Genomic DNA, 16,467 nt, shown 5'->3' on the forward strand with positions numbered 1-16,467 from the left:
CTGATTTATGCCTGTGGCAGTGTCATCGTAATCGATGTTATAACGCACATGCACAAATTATTGTAGTGCTTTATTCTCATTGCCGCATGAAAGTTAAACGACCGTACTAATGGCACTAAAAATTGATAAAAATGCCGTTTTTTCCGATTTTTTGTGCATTATTGAATGCTCGTTTGTGGAGTGTCCAGGTCGATATAGCCCATTATGTCGTGCTTAAGAGACGCTTATGTTGCGCTGCATTATGCATTGTCGGGTGTCTGTGAGACTGTCTGTGGCGGTTCATGGTGTATCACAGATGATGTGTCACAGCCTGCTGTCTGTCTGCTTTATTAGTTGAATGGTGCCTGGCAGTTGCTTGAAGCCCGAAGGCTGGCGGCCATACTTAAAGGCAGCGAATGGGCGCGGATTGCTGTCCGGCAGCGTTGTGCCGGCGGGCCCGTTCAGTGCAAGGGGAGTAGCTGTTATGAAACTCGGTCGAAGTGGGTTAATACGGGAAGGCGGCACAGGATGGCTGACGCTGGCCGCAGCCCTGGTGACAACGGCCAGCATGCTGGCGGTCGGGCCGGTGCGGGGCAGCAGTGTGGTGGAGGGCTTGTCCGCCAGTGAAGAGGCAGCGCTGTTTGCTGCCGCGGGTTTTAGCCTGGCCGGCAATGGCCAGTATCAGCGCTGTAGAGAAGAGCCGGTGACCCTGTCCTATCAGCCCGGCAAAGCGGAGCTGGCGGACTTGAACGGCGATGGTCAAGATGAAGCCTGGGTGACCGAAGGCAGTCTGTACTGCTACGGCAATACGGAGCAGTATTTCGTGCTGCTGACCCGAGAGCAGAACGGCTGGCGTATTCTTGTTGAAGCGGCGGGTATCCCGGTGATCAGGGAGACTGGCAATCAGGGTTGGCCGGATATTGAGGTCGGGGGGCCGGGCTTCGCGGCCTTCCCGCTGTATCGCTGGAATGGCGAAGCCTATGTACGCCGCAATCCCTGAGGGGTGCGGCGCAGATTTCAGGCTGGATGGCCGGCTCAGGGTTTGATGCGGTAGCCGGTGCGAAAGATCCAGCCGATGAGGGTCATGCACAGCGCCATGAAGCCCAGGGTCATGGCCAGACTCAGGCCTATATTCACATCTGATACGCCATAGAAGGCCCAGCGAAAACCGCTGATCAGGTATACCACGGGATTGAACAGGGTCAGGCTCTGCCAGGGTTCCGGCAGCATGTTGATGGAATAGAAGGCTCCCCCCAGAAAGGTGAGCGGCGTGATGACCATCAGCGGAATGATCTGCAGCTTCTGAAAGTCATCGGCCCAGATGCCAATGGCAAAGCCAAACAGGCTGAAGGTAATGGCCGTGAGCACCAGAAAGGACAGCATCCAGACGGGATGCTCGATGCTGTAATCGACGAAGAGCCGGGAGGTGGCGAGAATCAGCAGCCCGAGAATGATCGACTTGCTGGCGGCAGCTCCGACGTAGCCGGCAACAATTTCAAAGGGTGAGACCGGCGCCGACAGTACTTCGTAGATGGTGCCGGAAAACTTTGGAAAAAATATGCCAAAGGAGGCATTGGAAATACTCTCGCTCAGCAGCGACAGCATCAGCAGGCCCGGGATAATAAAGGCGCCATAGCTGATGCCGTCTATGTCACCCATACGCGCACCTATGGCGGTACCGAAGACGATGAAATACAGCGATGTTGACAGTACCGGCGAGGCAATGCTCTGCATCAGGGTGCGGCCGGTCCGGGCCATTTCAAAGCGGTAAATAGCCGCAATTCCGTAAAGGTTCATGCCTGTTCCCTCACCAGATTGACGAAGATATCTTCCAGCGAGCTCTGTTTTGAGTGCAGGTCCTTGAAGTCCAGCCCCTGCTCGCTGAGTGCGCGCATCAGCTCGGTGATGCCGGTGTTTTCATGCTGGGCATCGAAGCTGTAGGTCAGCTGCTGGCCGTCTGTGCTGAGCTCCAGCTGGAAGGGCGCCAGGGAGGCAGGCAGGGCATCCAGGGGTGTCTGCAGCTGCAGGCGCAGCTGTTTGGTGCCGAGCTTTTCCATCAGGCTGGTCTTGTGATCCACCAGTACCAGCCGGCCCTTGTTGATGACACCGATGCGGTCGGCCATTTCTTCGGCCTCTTCGATGTAATGGGTCGTGAGTATGATGGTCACGCCGCGCTCCTGCAGCCCGCGTACCATGTTCCACATGTCCCGGCGCAGTTCCACATCGACACCGGCGGTGGGTTCGTCGAGAAACAGGATGGAGGGTTCGTGGGACAGGGCCTTGGCGATCATGACGCGGCGTTTCATGCCGCCGGACAGCGCCATGATGCGCGAATCCCGCTTGTCCCAGAGAGATAGTTGACGCAAGAGCTGTTCGATATAGGCTGGATTGGGTGCCTTGCCAAAGAGTCCGCGGCTGAATTTTACCGTCGCCAGCACACTCTCGAAGGCGTCGGTGGCCAGCTCCTGGGGTACCAGCCCGATCTTGCTGCGGGCGGCTCTATAGTCGGCCTTGATATCGTGCCCATCGGCGGTAACGGTGCCACGGGTGGCGTTGACAATACCGCAGATAATGCTGATCAGCGTAGTCTTGCCGGCCCCGTTGGGGCCCAGCAGTGCAAAGATCTCGCCGCGGCGAATATCGAGGCTGACATCATGCAGTGCGGTAAACCCGGACGCATAGGTCTTGTTGATGTTTTGAACCGAAATAACTTTCTGCACGCGGGCTCCTTGCGTCCTTATAACGGCCGTACGACAACAGCCAGACAGGAGTGTAACCCAAAGCGCGGATCTCGGGGGACCCTGTAGCGGCCGGTTTGCAGGCCATGGGCTATGTTTTAACAGTAGCTGAGAGACTGCTTGTATCCGCATAAAACAGACCATGTGCAGCCTGAGTGTTTCATGCAGTAGCGGTTACAGCGGTGTATTTGCTATTTTTGTGCAGTGCACAAAAATATCCCTGGTGTCGATGCCATGGCCGGGCAGGCTGCTCTCCCGGTTGAGTGCAGGTCAACCAGATCGAGGTGAGAACGATGGATTCAGGTTCGATACGTGAGTACATGAGTACCGATTTCGCCATTATCACGCCCGGCATGCAGGTGGTTGAGGCATCGGCGAAACTCATCCAGAAAGCCATGCTGGGGGGGCCAGTGGTAAACGAAAACCGCGAGCTCGTGGGCTGGATTTCGGAGCAGGAGTGTCTGCAGGTCACCATTCAGGTGGTCTATCACAATCAGCGTGTCGCCAATGTGCGTGACATCATGCGTACCGACGTGCTGACGGTGTCGCTGGCGGATTCTCCGCTGGATCTGGCGCGGCAGATGCTGAGCCCAATACCCAATCAGAAGCCCAAGTCCTACCCTGTGCTGGATGGGCAGCGCCGGGTCATTGGTGTTATCACCAGGCGGCATATTCTTAAAATGTTGCTCGGCAAACTCTCCGAGATGTCACGTCCTGGCTGATGCGATTCGGTAACAGGACCCTGTCATGGCCGCTCAGAGGTGAGGCATGAAGCGCCTGCTTCTGCTGGCGGTTCTGGTTGCCCTGGCGGTGCTGGGCTATGGCTATTGGCATGGCGTCACCCACGCCGCGTTTTCCATCAGCACTCAGATGCCCGGCGCGACTGGAGGACGGGGTTTTGTGCCGGGTGCCGAGATCATATTGCGCGATGCCGCTGGCCTTGAACTGGCACGCGGGCGTAACGCTATGCAGTACAACTTTGTGCGCCTGATTCACCCCCAGGTGGGTGACTGTAATGCAGCCGAGCAGGCCGCAGCCGGTTCATCCGCGGGGCGCAAAGCATGGCAGGCGTGCTTCGAGCAGCAGGCGCGCTGGATTCCCCGCTGGGCCGACCGCGTGAACAGCGTCAGCCTGAGTACCGCAACCTGCGACGGGCCGGCGGTGCCGGTCAGGGTGCGCAAGTATGCGGCCGACTGGCTGCTCTGGTGGGTGCCGCTGCCCCATGTGGGCGGCAAGCCCTACACCTATTACAGCCTGAGCCTGAAGCTGCCCGAGCACCGCTGTGCAGATGTCGAATGATCAGGGCGGGGGGATGTTTCAAATTGCTGGCGGTGTTGCTGGCGTTGATTCCCCTGGCGCTGGTGCTAACGCTGTTGCTGATGCCGCTCTGGTCCTGGCTGGAGGCGACACTGGCACTTGAGCTGGTGGGGCATTCCGGGCCCGCCGGCCTGTGTTATGGGCTGATTTATGCATTGCTGTTGGCGTTGTTCGGGTTGGCCCGGATGATGCTAAGATAGCGCCGGACATTAACTTGCCGGCATGGCCATAAAAGCCCCATTAGTTTAGCTTGGGAGGCTGTCCGACAACACTTAACCTGCTGCGAGCCACCTGGCTCTCTAAAAATAAAGGGAGCTGTTTTTCGTGCTGCTTTGCGTTAACTAAAACCACTATTCACAAGCGACATCCCTGTTGCTTGCCCGGTGGGAAGCTAACGCTGTGTAAATCGGCAATCCTGCCGATTTGTCGCCTTAAAACATCGCAAAAACCAGTTCAAATCAGCGGGCTCTCGCTACGGCCAGCAGTCTCGGATAGCCTCCTAACCCTGCAGCGGCCTGACGTGCGGTCGCTCTGTTCCCCAGTTTAAGGATTCGGGCTTACCCTGTTATGACACTCAAACTTACTGTGATCGACCAGTCGCCGGTACCCGGCAAGCCACAACCGTTGTCCGCCGTGGCGCTTTCCGCCAGGCTGGCCCAGGCCTGCGAGCAGGCAGGCTACGCCCGCTACTGGGTGGCAGAGCATCATAACAGCATCAATTTTGCAGGCCCGAGCCCCGAGATTCTGATTAGCCATATCGCCAGTATTACCGAACGGATACGGGTGGGCAGCGGCGGGGTGATGCTGCCGCACTACAGTCCCTACAAGGTTGCGGAGCAGTTCAAACTGCTGGAAACGCTCTTTCCCGGGCGTATTGATCTGGGGATAGGGCGGGCGCCGGGCGGCGATGGCCTGGCGAGTCATGCCCTGGCCTATCCTCATGCTCAGGCCCGGGAAGATCATTACGCCCAGCAGGCGGCGCTGCTCAAAGGCTTTCTGACCCGCAGCATACCGAACCAGCATCCTTACCATGAGCTGCAGGTCATGCCCGATGAGGCGCCCTGTCCCGAACTCTGGATGCTGGGCTCCAGTGGCGGCAGTGCAGAGCTGGCCGGGCAGGTGGGCATGAAGATGGCGCTGGCGCTCTTTATCGGTCCTGAAGACAGGCCTGTGAGCATTGTGCATGATTACCAGAACGCCTGGCGTGAAGCCGGTCATCAAGGTGAGCCCGAGACGCTCATCGCGGTGGCGGCGGTCTGTGCGGATACAGGGGAGGAAGCGGAATACCTGGCGGCCTCCCAGGTGTACTGGAAGGTAAGAGCCTTTCGTCACGGGGTGCGGGATATTATCAAGTCCCCCAGCGAGGCACTTGATTTAAAAGAAAAACTTGGGCCTTCTGATCAGGCGTATTTTGACCAGACACTGGCTTCGGTCGTGTGTGGATCGCCATCGCAGTGCCTGGCGCGTCTGCAGGGTCTGGGCGAGCGTTACGGCACCGACGAGATCGGCCTGGTGACGGTGACCCACGATTTCGAGCACCGGCTGCGCAGCTACGCGCTGCTGGCGGCACATAACTGAGCGGCCGGAATTGAGGCCTTGACGGAGATGCAATCATGACGGAGCAGCACAAGCAGGGCCGGCTTAATCCCCTGGGGCAGCCGATCGGAGAACCCTTAAGCGACTGGACAGCACCCGCGCCGCCGGCGCGAACCCTGTTGACGGGGCGCTTCTGTCAGCTGGAGCCGCTGCAGAGCCGCCACGCCGACGACCTCTTTGCGGCCAACAGTCAGGATACTGATGGGCGCAGCTGGACCTATATGCCCTATGGTCCCTTTGCGTCGGCCGCAGATTACCGTCGCTGGGTCGAGGCATCCAGCCAGGGCTGCGATCCGCAGTTCTATGCCATCGTGCAGCCGTCCGATGGCCGGGCACTGGGTGTGGCCAGCTATCTGCGAATCACGCCCCGCAGCGGTGCCATCGAGGTCGGGCATATCCATTACTCGGCGCAGCTCCAGCGCCAGAGCGCGGCCACCGAGGCCATGTACCTGTTGATGCGCCATGCCTTCGAACTGGGGTACCGACGCTACGAGTGGAAGTGCGATGCCCTGAATGCGCTGTCGCGGGCGGCGGCGCAGCGGCTGGGTTTTGCGTACGAAGGCACCTTTCGCCAGGCGACGGTCTACAAGGGGCGCAACCGCGACACGGCCTGGTATTCGGTGATCGACAGCGAATGGCCCCTGTTGCGCCGCTGCTTCGAGCAGTGGCTGGCGCCGGAAAATTTCGACGCCGCGGGCCGGCAGCGCCACGGGCTCAGCGAGCTGACCCGCGGCTTTCGTGCTGGGTAATGCAAAAAGGGCGGGGTGTTCGAGCGTGCGCAGACCCTGGGAGTGGCGCTGCTCCAAAGAACCAGATCTGACCGGACATCATGCCCGGTGGCTGCAGCCCAGTGCCAGTCCGACCTTGGAGCCGTTACTGCGCCCAAGCTGGCCTGTGATCCAGTGGCCGGTGTCGACCAGTTGCTGCAGGTCGATGCCGGTAGTGATTCCCAGCCCCTGCAGCATGTAAACCACGTCCTCACTGGCGACATTGCCGGACGCACCCTTGGCGTAAGGGCAACCGCCAAGACCTGCGACAGACGCATCCACTACAGCGAGGCCTTCTTCCAGTACCGCATAGAGGTTGGCCAGCGCCTGCCCGTAAGTGTCATGGAAGTGGGCGGCCAGCTGGTTGATGGGCAGCTCGCGGGCGACGGCCTCGAGCATGCGCTTGGCTTTCAGCGGCGTGCCGGTGCCGATGGTGTCTCCCAGGGAGATTTCAAAGCAGCCCATGTCGAGTAATTCACGCGAAACCGCCGCTACCTGGGCCGGGGCGATGTCGCCGGCGTAGGGGCAGCCCAGCACGGTGGAGACGTAGCCGCGCACGCGGATTCCGTTGGCCTTGGCGGCCTCGATCACCGGGGTGAAGCGTGCAAGACTCTCGGCGATGGAACAGTTGATGTTCTTTTGGGTAAAGGCTTCTGAGGCGGCGGTGAAGACCGCCACCTCATCCACGCCGCTTGCCAGAGCGCCCTCAAACCCCTTGAAATTAGGCGTCAGCGCGGCATAGATGACGCCGTCACGGCGCTCGATGCCCGCCATGACCTCACGGGCATCCCCCATCTGGGGCACCCATTTGGGCGAGACAAAGCTCGCGGCCTCGATATGGCGGATGCCGGCGGCGCCCAGGCGCGCCACCAGTTCAATCTTGACCGCCGTACTGATCTGGCTGGCTTCATTCTGCAGCCCATCCCGTGGGCCGACCTCCACCAGTCGAACGTCACTGGGCAATGCCATCAGGAGGCCTCCTCGGTTTCGATTGCCAGCGATACCAGCTCCGCGCCGTCGGCGACCAGCTCGCCTTCGGCAAAAAACACCGCGCTGACAATGCCATCGCGCGGCGCCCGAATGCTGTGCTCCATCTTCATGGCTTCCATCACCACCAGGGTTTCACCCTTGCTGACGGCCTGGCCGGGTTCAACCAGCACTGCAACCACGGCACCGTTCATCGGGGCGGCCAGGGACGCATCGCTCTGGTGGTCGGTTTCGCCAAAGTTTTCGACGTGCAACTGGCAGGAAAACTGTTCGCCCTGGTCCATCAGGGTTAGCTGGCTGTTATCGCGGTAGCCGTACAGGGTGCGACGATGACCGTTGATGATCACATCCAGGGTGTCGCCATGCAGCGTGGCGCTGACCTTGTAACGGGCACCACCCAGGCTGATGTCGTAGCCGCCGTCCTGTTCCAGAATACTCAGCTCATGCAGCTGTTCGCCGTGAACCAGTTGCATGGGCCGCGCAAAGCTGGAGTTGAGACGCCAGCTGGTCTGGCGCGCAAAGGGCGAGTAGGGGTCGTTACCCGTGCTGTGACTGAGCTTGTCGCTTTCCAGAAACATGCAGGCAGCCATCAGCAGGCATTCAGAGGTGTCGAGCTTGGGCGGCGGGAACAGCAGGCTCTGGTGCTTGTCGATAAAGCCGGTGTCCAGGTCTGCTGCCTTGAAGGGCGCAGCCAGGGCCAGGTTGCGCAAAAAGCGCACGTTGGTCTTGATGCCGCCAATGCGGTACTCGCCCAGCGCCTTGGCCAGGCGCGCCAGGGCGCGGTCGCGGTTGTCATCCCAGACAATCAGCTTGGCGATCATCGGGTCGTAATAGACACTGACCTCATCGCCCTCGATCACGCCGGTATCGACCCGTACATGGGGCGACTCGGTGGGCGTGCGCAGATAGTTCAGGCGCCCGGTGGCCGGCAGGAAGTCGTTGTCCGGATCCTCGGCATAGATACGCGCTTCAAAGGCGTGGCCGTTGATGCTGATCTCGTGCTGCAGTTGCGGCAGCGGCTCGCCGGCGGCGATCAGCAGCTGCCACTGCACCAGATCCTGGCCGGTGATCATCTCGGTGACCGGATGCTCCACCTGCAGGCGGGTATTCATTTCCATGAAGAAGAAGGAACCGTCGACGTCGTAGAGAAACTCGACGGTGCCGGCACCCACATAGTTGATGGCCTGGGCGGCCAGTACCGCGGCCTCGCCCATGGCCTTGCGGGTGGCATCGGACAGCCCGGGTGCCGGTGCTTCTTCAATGACTTTCTGGTGGCGGCGCTGCACCGAGCAGTCGCGTTCGGCCAGGTAGACGCCATTGCCCTGGCTGTCACAGAACACCTGAATCTCGACGTGACGCGGCTGCGTCAGGTAGCGCTCGATCAGCATGTCCGGATTGCCGAAGGCGTTTTTTGCCTCGCGACAGGCCGAGGTCAGGGCTTCGTCAAACTCGGCCAGTGACTCGACCACCCGCATGCCCTTGCCACCGCCGCCGGCGACGGCCTTGAGCAGCAGCGGAAAGCCGCATTTCTCGGCTTCCTTCTTCAGGACGGCGGGCGTCTGGTCATCGCCGTGGTAGCCGGGCACCAGTGGCACGCCGGCGTCCTGCATGATGGCCTTGGCGGCAGACTTGGAACCCATGGCGGCAATGGCGGAGGCCGGCGGGCCTATAAAGGCGATGCCGTTGTCTTCGCAGGCGCGGGCAAAGCCGGTGTTCTCGGACAGAAAACCGTAGCCCGGGTGTATGGCCTCGGCACCGCAGGCCTTGGCGATCTCGATGATCTTGTCGGCACGCAGGTAGCTCTCGCTGCTGGGGGCAGGCCCGAGCAGAAAGGCTTCGTCCGCCATGGCCACATGGCGGGCATTGATATCGGCCTCGGAGTAGACGGCAACACAACGGATTCCCAGGCGGTGGGCCGTCTTTATGACCCGGCAGGCAATCTCGCCCCGGTTGGCGATCAATATTTTACTGAACATGGCGGGTCTCCGTGTCGAGATTGCCTGCAGCTGCTGCGCAGCTCATGCAAAATGGCTGCGCCGCTGCACTGCTGTTTGCAATCAGAATCTTGTTAAACATGAGCCTATTCCTCGATCCAGTTCGGGGCGCGTTTTTGCAGGAAGGCACTGAGTCCTTCCTGGCCTTCTTCGCTGACGCGGATATCGGCGATGCGCCGGGCAGTATCGTTGATCAGGGTTGCATCAATTGGTTTCTGGCTCACCGCAAACACCAGCTCCTTGGCGGCGCGCATGGCGCGGGGGCCGTTACGGCGCAGGGATTGCACCAGGGTGCTGCAGGCGCTATCGAGTGCCGTGTTGTCTGCCACCACCTCGTGCACCAGGCCAAACTGCTGCGCCTGTTCGGCGCTGAAGGCCTCGGCGCTCTGGAAGTAGCGCCGGGCCTGGCGCTCGCCAATGGCCCTGACCACATAGGGACTGATGGTGGCCGGGGTCAGGCCAATGCGCACCTCGGACAGGCAGAACCGGCTGGCCTGGGTGGCGATAACGATATCGCAGCAGGCGGCCAGGCCCACGGCGCCGCCGTAGGCGGCACCCTGTACCAGGGCAATGGTCGGCTTGCTCAGGTTGTTGAGTGTCGCCATCAAACCGGCAAGGCCCAGGGCATCCTGCAGGTTTTCTGCATGGCTGTTGGCGGCCATGCGCTGCATCCAGTTGAAGTCCGCGCCGGCGGAAAAATTCTTGCCATTGGAGGCCAGTACCAGCACCCGTACTTCTGGGTTCGCATCCAGCGCGACCAGATGCTCGGTCAGACGCTGGATAATGGCATCGTCAAAGGCGTTGTGAATCTCGGGCCGGTTCAGCGTCAGGCGGGCAACGCCATCGGGCTGAATATCCAGCAGAACTGTTGCATCGCTCATGAAGCTCTCCGTTAGATCCCGTGACATTCGTTCGGTTACATCCGAAAGACGCCGAATTTGCTGTCGCTGATGGGCTTGTTCAGTGCAGCCGAAAGCCCCATGCCAATGACATCGCGGGTCTGGGCGGGGTCTATGACACCGTCGTCCCACAGGCGGGCGCTGGCGTAGTAGGGGTGGCCCTGGGCTTCGTACTTGTCGGCGATGGGCTGCTTGAAGGCTTTTTCATCCTCGGCAGACCAGTCCTTGCCGTCGCGCTCCAGGCCATCACGCTTGACCGTCGCCAGTACGCCGGCGGCCTGTTCGCCGCCCATGACCGAGATGCGGGCGTTGGGCCACATCCAGAGGAAGTTGGGGCTGTAGGCGCGGCCGCACATGCCGTAGTTGCCGGCGCCGAAGCTGCCACCAATCAGCACCGTGAGCTTGGGCACATCGGCGCAGGCCACGGCCGTCACCATCTTGGCGCCGTGCTTGGCGATGCCTTCGGCTTCGTACTTGCGGCCCACCATAAAGCCCGTGATGTTCTGCAGGAAGAGCAGCGGGATCTTGCGCTGGCAGCACAGCTCAATGAAGTGAGCGCCTTTCTGGGCGGATTCTGCGAACAGGATGCCGTTGTTGGCGATAATGCCCACCGGGTAGCCGTGGATATGGGCGAATCCGGTGACCAGGGTGGTGCCGTAGAGCTTCTTGAATTCGTCGAATTCGGAGCCATCCACCAGCCGGGCGATCACGTCGCGTACATCGAACGGCTTTTTCAGATCGGTGCCGACAATGCCGTATAGCTCTTCGCTGTCGTACAGCGGTGCCTGTACCGGCTTGATGGCCAGCTCCATGGGTTTGGTACGGTTCAGATTGGCGATGCAGCTGCGCGCGATCTGCAGCGCGTGCACATCGTTTTCCGCATAATGGTCCGCGACGCCGGACACCCGGCAGTGCACATCGGCGCCGCCCAGATCCTCGGCCGAGACCTCTTCACCGGTGGCGGCCTTGACCAGCGGCGGGCCGGCCAGAAAGATGGTGCCCTGGTTGCGCACGATGATGGATTCGTCCGCCATGGCCGGCACATAGGCACCGCCTGCGGTACAGAGCCCCATGACCACGGCGATCTGGGCGATGCCCTTGGCCGACATGCGCGCCTGGTTGTAGAAAATGCGGCCGAAGTGATCGCGATCCGGGAAAACCTCGTCCTGCTGTGGCAGGTTGGCGCCGCCCGAGTCCACCAGGTAGATGCAGGGCAGCTGGTTCTGCTCGGCGATCTCCTGGGCGCGCAGATGCTTTTTCACCGTCAGCGGAAAGTAGGTGCCGCCCTTCACGGTGGCATCGTTGGCGATGATCATGCATTCGAGGCCGGATACCCGGCCTATGCCGGTAATGATGCCGGCGGCCGGCACATCCTGTTCATAGACCTTGTAGGCCGCCAGCTGTGACAGCTCGATAAAGGCCGAGCCCTCATCCAGCAGGCGGTTGATGCGCTCGCGCGGCAGCAGCTTGCCGCGGGCGGTGTGGCGCGCCTGGTAGGCCGGGCCGCCGCCCTGTTCCACGATGGCGACCTTTTCACGCAGATCGCCCACGGCTTTGGCCATGGCGTCGTACTTGTAACGGTATTCATCACTGCGCGGATTGATCTTGGACTGTAACTGGGTCATGGCTTAATCCTCGAAAGCTTGAAGGGGCGCTTACTTGTTGAGAAACAGTTCGCGGCCGATCAGCATGCGGCGGATTTCGGAGGTGCCGGCGCCAATTTCGTACAGCTTGGCATCACGCAGCAGGCGCCCGGTGGAGAATTCATTGATATAGCCGTTGCCGCCCAGTAGCTGGATGGCATCCAGCGCCAGCCTGGTGGCGTTCTCGGCGGAATACAGGATGGCGCCGGCGGCGTCCTTGCGGCTGGTTTCGCCGCGCTGGGCGGCCAGGGCCACCATATAGACGTAGGACTTGGCGGCATTCATCAGGGTGTACATGTCGGCGACCTTGCCCTGGACCAGCTGGAATTCACCGATGGCCTGGCCAAACTGAGTGCGCTCACGGATATAGGGCACCACCACGTCCATGGCCGCCTGCATGATACCCAGGGGGCCACCGGATAGAACCAGGCGCTCGTAGTCCAGCCCGCTCATCAGTACCTTTACGCCGCCGTTGAGCTGCCCAAGGATGTTTTCCTTGGGCACGATGCAGTCCTGAAACACCAGCTCGCAGGTGTTGGAGCCACGCATGCCGAGCTTGTCGAGCTTCTGGGCACGGGAGAAACCGGGGTAGTCACGTTCGATGATAAAGGCGGTGATGCCGTGGGGGCCCTTGGCATGGTCGGTCTTGGCGTAGACCACATAGACATGAGCGTCGGGGCCGTTGGTGATCCACATCTTGTTGCCGTTAAGAACGTAGTGGTCGCCGTTGTCGCGGGCGGTGAGCTTCATTGAAACCACATCGGAGCCGGCATTGGGTTCGGACATCGCCAAAGCGCCGATATGCTCGCCACTGATGAGTTTTGGCAGGTACTGCTGTTTCTGTTCTTCGCTGCCGTTGCGGTGAATCTGGTTAACGCAGAGGTTGGAGTGGGCGCCGTAGGAAAGACCAATGGAGGCCGAAGCCCGGCTGATTTCTTCCATCGCAATCACATGGGCCAGGTAGCCCATGTCGACACCGCCGTACTCTTCCTTGACGGTGATGCCCAGCAGGCCCATGTCGCCAAACTTGCGCCACAGCTGGTTGGGGAATTCGTTCTTGCGGTCGGTTTCCTCGGCCAGCGGGGCGATTTCCTTGGCCGCGAAGGCGTTTATCTGTTCGCGCAGCATGTCCAGTGTTTCGCCCAGACCAAAGTTCAGCTCGGAGTATTGAGAAATCATTTTGCCAGCCCTCGCATTGCGGGAATATTCGATACGGGAAAACCCGCGCTAAAATTAACTATACGCTATCGTATGTTCGCTTTGTTGCTGTGTCAATACGGGTGCGTATGTTTGAAGTCGACATCTGACTACAAGCGTAGACCAATGCTGGACACTGAGGGGCAGGGGCAGGTTTGAGAAGCAGAGCAAGGGACAAGATGAAAGGAGCAAGGGGGGATGTGACCCACAAAAGTGGACACACCGTTAGATTGCCTGCTCGAACGCCGCAGGTTTTACCCTGTTTCCCGGAATTCGCCTGGGGCTCATTTCCCGGAATTTGCAGGCTCATTCCAGGCTACAAACTGCACTCCGTAGGTTGGTAATGAGCGTAGCGAATTCCGACAGCCGCAGCGAAGCTGTGGAGTCTTGCCTCTCGCACGCCCAAAGGCGTCAGTCTTCGATCAGAAAGCGGGTGCAGTGCTGCTTGATTTTTTTAGGGTCCAGGCTGCAGCTCTGATCATTCAGCAGACTTTGACCAAAAACAAAGGCATAGAACAGATAGGCGCGGGAATAGGCTTCCTCCGCTGACAACTTGAGCTTTTCAAACAGGCCGGATACGCATTTCAGACGCTCTTCATCCACGGATTGCACGGTACCGGCCGCCTGAGCATCGATGCGCGCCCAGGCCCGCACCGCCAGTTCAATGGCGTTGCCTCTGGGGTTGGCGTTGTCGGTGTAGAGGCGAATCAGGTACTTCAGCGTATCGGCGGCGTGTTCCTCATCGCGCGTCTGCTCATGAATAATCTCGATGCGGCGCAGGCGCCACTGCTCCAGCATGTTTTGCAGCAACTCGTCGCGGTTACGAAAATGCCAGTAGAAGCCGCCCTTGGTGACGCGCAGACGTTTGGCAAGTCCTTCGATCTTGATACTGTCGACGCCGCCTTCGGCCAGTACCGTAAAGGCTTCGTTGATCCACTGTTCGCGACTCAGTTTGACGTTCATCTTTTAATCCTTCGATACGCTCTGGCACAGGGTACCTTAAAACCCAAATATACGTAAACGTATGGTCATGGCGTGCAAGGCGCCCTGTTGCAGATTTCGTCAATTTAATCTTTACGTTTACGTAAACATGATGGTATTACTAGGGGTATTCCCTTATTTCGTGTTTCTTATGCGAGCCTCTGGCAAGGCTCGATATGAACTGGCCTGACAACATTAATAAGCGAGGCAGGGCACCATGAGCATTCAAGCGTATGCAGCATTCAGCGAAGGCTTTACGCCGGCACAGGTGGAAACGCACCTGATCGGCGATCTGGCAACGGGTTTCAATGTGTGTGAGGAGATCTGCGACCGCTGGGTTGAGGGTGATCGAATCGGCCTTTACTACGAAGGTGCAGAGCGGCCCGCGAGCGAACACAGCTTTGCTGAACTGCGGGACAAGGCGGCGCGTTTTGCCAACTATCTCAGCGCCCAGGGCATCGGCAAGGGTGATCGGGTAGCCGGTTTGCTGCCCCGTACGCCCGAATTGCTGGTGGTTATTCTGGGGACTCTGCGGGCCGGTGCCGTCTATCAGCCCCTGTTTACTGCCTTTGGTTCCGGCGCCATCGAGTATCGTCTGGAGCGCGCCGGCACCCGCCTGGTAGTGACCGATGCTGCCAATCGAAGCAAGCTCGATAGCCTAAAAGCCTGCCCGCCGATTCTGCTGGTCGGGCGCGAAAATGCGGCGGCTGAGTATGCGGCTGATGCGGACTTTGCCACTGAACTGGCCGCCCAATCGGACAGCTTTGAGCCGGTGCGTATCGGCGCCGATGATCCCTTTCTGCAGATGTTTACCTCAGGCACCGTGGGCAAGGCCAAGGGTGTAGCGGTGCCGGCCCGGGCGTTGCTGTCCTTCTATGTCTATATGCGCCATGCCGTGGGTCTTGAGCCACAGGATCGTTACTGGAACGTGGCGGATCCGGGCTGGGCCTATGGTCTGTACTACGCGGTGGTTGGCCCTCTGCTGCTGGGCAATGCCACCCATTTCAACGAGAACGGTTTTACCGCCGACAGCACCTACGACATGATCCGCAAGTATCGCATCACCAACCTGGCGGCGGCGCCCACGGCCTATCGGCTGCTGATGGCCAATGACGATGGCACCGGGGAGGGTCTGGGGCTGCGCCTGGCCAGCAGCGCCGGCGAGGCGCTGAACCCGGAGGTTATCAGCTGGGTGAAGCGTCGTATGGGCTGCCCGGTGATGGATCACTACGGCCAGACCGAAACCGGCATGACCTGCTGCAATCATCATAAGCTGGAGCATCAACTGCGGGTCGGTTCCATGGGCTTCTCGATGCCGGGGCATCGTGTTGTCGCACTGGATACGGACTGCAACGAAATCGGCGAAGGCGAAATTGGCCAGCTGGCGGTGGATAGATCCCAGTCACCGCTGTTCTTTTTCCAGGGTTATACCTGGGGTGAGAAAGACCCCTTCCACGGCCGCTATTACCTCACTGGTGATGTCGTGATCAGCCATGGCGATGGCAGCTACTCCTTTACCGGGCGCGATGACGATATCATCTCCACCGCGGGCTACCGCGTTGGTCCCGCTGATGTCGAGAGCACGCTGCTGGAGCACGCGGCGGTGGCCGAAAGTGCTGTGGTGGGCAAGCCGGATCTGAAACGCGGCTCCATCATCAAGGCCTATGTGGTGCTCAAGTCCAAGTTTGAGGCAAGCGATGCCCTGGCGGACGAACTCAAACAGCTGGTACGCGCGCGTCTGTCAACCCATGCCTTCCCCCGTGAAATCGAGTTTATCGAGGCACTGCCCAAGACACCCAGCGGCAAGATCCAGCGTTTTGTACTGCGCAATCAGGCACGGGAAGAGAGCGAGGCGGATTAGCTCTCACCTGGTACGCAACCCTGTCAGCGGCGCCCTGGGCGCCGCTGATGCATGTCAAACCAACAAGGAATGAATCCATGCCCGTACTGGATTTGAAGCAGTTGAATCAGTTTCTCGCCGAGCATTTCCCCCAGGGCGATCAATACGGCCTGCTGGAGTCGGTGGGGCGGGGTTCGGCGGTGATGCGCCTGGCGGTGTCGGAGCAGCATCTGCGCCCCGGCGGTTCGGTGTCGGGGCCGGCCATGATGGCACTGGCCGATGTTGCGGTCTATGCGGCCCTGCTGACCCGCATTGGCCCGGTGGCGCTAGCCGTGACCAGCAATCTGAATATCAATTTTCTGCACAAACCCCTGGCGGATGCGGATCTGATTGCCGATGCCCGCATGCTCAAGGTGGGCCGAATGCTGGCGGTGGGTGAGGTGTATCTGTATTCCGGTAAAGCGGCGGCGGCAGAGGGGTCTAACCCGGTTGCCCACGCGAGCCTGACCTATGCCATTCCGCAGTGATC

16 protein-coding genes are annotated in these 16,467 nt (G+C 60.1%); 8 read left to right on the forward strand and 8 right to left on the reverse strand.

Going from position 1 to position 16,467, the window contains the following annotated elements; all coding sequences use genetic code 11:
* The first annotated feature begins 463 nt into the window (after positions 1–463).
* A complete protein-coding gene (locus MRS74_RS03375; RefSeq protein WP_254578860.1) occupies positions 464–979 on the forward strand; it encodes a hypothetical protein in 516 nt (171 codons plus the stop codon).
* A 35-nt stretch (positions 980–1,014) separates the two neighbouring features.
* Here the strand turns inward: MRS74_RS03375 and MRS74_RS03380 are convergent, their stop codons facing one another.
* A complete protein-coding gene (locus MRS74_RS03380; protein WP_254578861.1) occupies positions 1,015–1,776 on the reverse strand; it encodes an ABC transporter permease in 762 nt (253 codons plus the stop codon).
* A complete protein-coding gene (locus MRS74_RS03385; protein WP_254578862.1) occupies positions 1,773–2,699 on the reverse strand; it encodes an ABC transporter ATP-binding protein in 927 nt (308 codons plus the stop codon). Before MRS74_RS03385 ends, MRS74_RS03380 begins: the two co-directional genes overlap by 4 nt.
* 311 nt (positions 2,700–3,010) lie before the next feature.
* Here MRS74_RS03385 and MRS74_RS03390 point away from each other — a divergent pair, with 311 nt between their 5' ends.
* From MRS74_RS03390 to MRS74_RS03410, 5 genes are all read left to right on the forward strand, one after another.
* Positions 3,011–3,439 carry a CBS domain-containing protein gene (locus MRS74_RS03390; protein WP_254578863.1) on the forward strand — a complete coding sequence of 143 codons (429 nt, stop codon included), beginning with the start codon at positions 3,011–3,013 and terminating at the stop codon, positions 3,437–3,439.
* Between the two features lie 46 nt (positions 3,440–3,485).
* Entirely contained in the window at positions 3,486–4,016 is a 531-nt protein-coding gene (locus MRS74_RS03395) for a hypothetical protein (protein WP_254578864.1), read from the forward strand.
* A 23-nt stretch (positions 4,017–4,039) separates the two neighbouring features.
* A complete protein-coding gene (locus MRS74_RS03400; protein WP_254578865.1) occupies positions 4,040–4,234 on the forward strand; it encodes a hypothetical protein in 195 nt (64 codons plus the stop codon).
* Between the two features lie 367 nt (positions 4,235–4,601).
* Positions 4,602–5,612, forward strand: a complete 1,011-nt coding sequence (locus tag MRS74_RS03405) for an LLM class flavin-dependent oxidoreductase (protein WP_254578866.1) — start codon at positions 4,602–4,604, stop codon at positions 5,610–5,612.
* 35 nt (positions 5,613–5,647) lie between these two features.
* A complete protein-coding gene (locus tag MRS74_RS03410; protein ID WP_254578867.1) occupies positions 5,648–6,379 on the forward strand; it encodes a GNAT family N-acetyltransferase in 732 nt (243 codons plus the stop codon).
* Between the two features lie 78 nt (positions 6,380–6,457).
* On the opposite strand, the gene MRS74_RS03415 is transcribed toward MRS74_RS03410, so the two are convergent.
* From MRS74_RS03415 to MRS74_RS03440, 6 genes are all read right to left on the reverse strand, one after another.
* Complete coding sequence (locus MRS74_RS03415; protein WP_254578868.1) at positions 6,458–7,366, reverse strand: hydroxymethylglutaryl-CoA lyase; 909 nt, start codon at positions 7,364–7,366, stop codon at positions 6,458–6,460.
* Complete coding sequence (locus tag MRS74_RS03420) at positions 7,366–9,360, reverse strand: acetyl-CoA carboxylase biotin carboxylase subunit (protein ID WP_254578869.1); 1,995 nt, start codon at positions 9,358–9,360, stop codon at positions 7,366–7,368. The genes MRS74_RS03415 and MRS74_RS03420 overlap by 1 nt, the downstream gene beginning before the upstream one ends.
* A 104-nt stretch (positions 9,361–9,464) precedes the next feature.
* Entirely contained in the window at positions 9,465–10,259 is a 795-nt protein-coding gene (locus MRS74_RS03425; RefSeq protein ID WP_254578870.1) for an enoyl-CoA hydratase/isomerase family protein, read from the reverse strand.
* A gap of 35 nt (positions 10,260–10,294) precedes the next feature.
* The gene (locus MRS74_RS03430; RefSeq protein ID WP_254578871.1) at positions 10,295–11,902 is read right to left on the reverse strand and encodes a carboxyl transferase domain-containing protein; all 1,608 of its coding nucleotides are present in this window, start codon (positions 11,900–11,902) and stop codon (positions 10,295–10,297) included.
* Between the two features lie 30 nt (positions 11,903–11,932).
* Positions 11,933–13,099, reverse strand: coding sequence for an isovaleryl-CoA dehydrogenase (locus tag MRS74_RS03435; RefSeq protein ID WP_254578872.1), 1,167 nt, complete (start codon positions 13,097–13,099; stop codon positions 11,933–11,935).
* A 429-nt stretch (positions 13,100–13,528) separates the two neighbouring features.
* A complete protein-coding gene (locus MRS74_RS03440; RefSeq protein ID WP_254578873.1) occupies positions 13,529–14,080 on the reverse strand; it encodes a TetR/AcrR family transcriptional regulator in 552 nt (183 codons plus the stop codon).
* A 235-nt stretch (positions 14,081–14,315) separates the two neighbouring features.
* On the opposite strand from MRS74_RS03440, the gene MRS74_RS03445 reads away from it, so the two are divergent.
* Positions 14,316–15,959, forward strand: a complete 1,644-nt coding sequence (locus MRS74_RS03445; protein ID WP_254578874.1) for an AMP-binding protein — start codon at positions 14,316–14,318, stop codon at positions 15,957–15,959.
* A gap of 77 nt (positions 15,960–16,036) precedes the next feature.
* Positions 16,037–16,465, forward strand: coding sequence for a PaaI family thioesterase (locus tag MRS74_RS03450; protein ID WP_254578875.1), 429 nt, complete (start codon positions 16,037–16,039; stop codon positions 16,463–16,465).
* Positions 16,466–16,467: the final 2 nt, after the last annotated feature.

The organism is Marinobacterium sedimentorum (assembly GCF_024267675.1).
GTDB lineage: Bacteria > Pseudomonadota > Gammaproteobacteria > Pseudomonadales > Balneatricaceae > Marinobacterium_A > Marinobacterium_A sedimentorum.

Excerpts from the sequence above, each read along its gene's own strand:
- MRS74_RS03375 (WP_254578860.1), top strand. The coding sequence starts at position 464 with ATGAAACTCGGTCGAAGTGGGTTAATACGGGAAGGCGGCACAGGATGG.
- MRS74_RS03405 (WP_254578866.1), top strand. The coding sequence starts at position 4,602 with ATGACACTCAAACTTACTGTGATCGACCAGTCGCCGGTACCCGGCAAG.
- MRS74_RS03445 (WP_254578874.1), top strand. The coding sequence starts at position 14,316 with ATGAGCATTCAAGCGTATGCAGCATTCAGCGAAGGCTTTACGCCGGCA.
- MRS74_RS03410 (WP_254578867.1), top strand. The coding sequence starts at position 5,648 with ATGACGGAGCAGCACAAGCAGGGCCGGCTTAATCCCCTGGGGCAGCCG.
- MRS74_RS03425 (WP_254578870.1), bottom strand. The coding sequence starts at position 10,259 with ATGAGCGATGCAACAGTTCTGCTGGATATTCAGCCCGATGGCGTTGCC.
- MRS74_RS03395 (WP_254578864.1), top strand. The coding sequence starts at position 3,486 with ATGAAGCGCCTGCTTCTGCTGGCGGTTCTGGTTGCCCTGGCGGTGCTG.
- MRS74_RS03450 (WP_254578875.1), top strand. The coding sequence starts at position 16,037 with ATGCCCGTACTGGATTTGAAGCAGTTGAATCAGTTTCTCGCCGAGCAT.
- MRS74_RS03440 (WP_254578873.1), bottom strand. The coding sequence starts at position 14,080 with ATGAACGTCAAACTGAGTCGCGAACAGTGGATCAACGAAGCCTTTACG.
- MRS74_RS03420 (WP_254578869.1), bottom strand. The coding sequence starts at position 9,360 with ATGTTCAGTAAAATATTGATCGCCAACCGGGGCGAGATTGCCTGCCGG.
- MRS74_RS03380 (WP_254578861.1), bottom strand. The coding sequence starts at position 1,776 with ATGAACCTTTACGGAATTGCGGCTATTTACCGCTTTGAAATGGCCCGG.
- MRS74_RS03415 (WP_254578868.1), bottom strand. The coding sequence starts at position 7,366 with ATGGCATTGCCCAGTGACGTTCGACTGGTGGAGGTCGGCCCACGGGAT.
- MRS74_RS03390 (WP_254578863.1), top strand. The coding sequence starts at position 3,011 with ATGGATTCAGGTTCGATACGTGAGTACATGAGTACCGATTTCGCCATT.
- MRS74_RS03435 (WP_254578872.1), bottom strand. The coding sequence starts at position 13,099 with ATGATTTCTCAATACTCCGAGCTGAACTTTGGTCTGGGCGAAACACTG.
- MRS74_RS03430 (WP_254578871.1), bottom strand. The coding sequence starts at position 11,902 with ATGACCCAGTTACAGTCCAAGATCAATCCGCGCAGTGATGAATACCGT.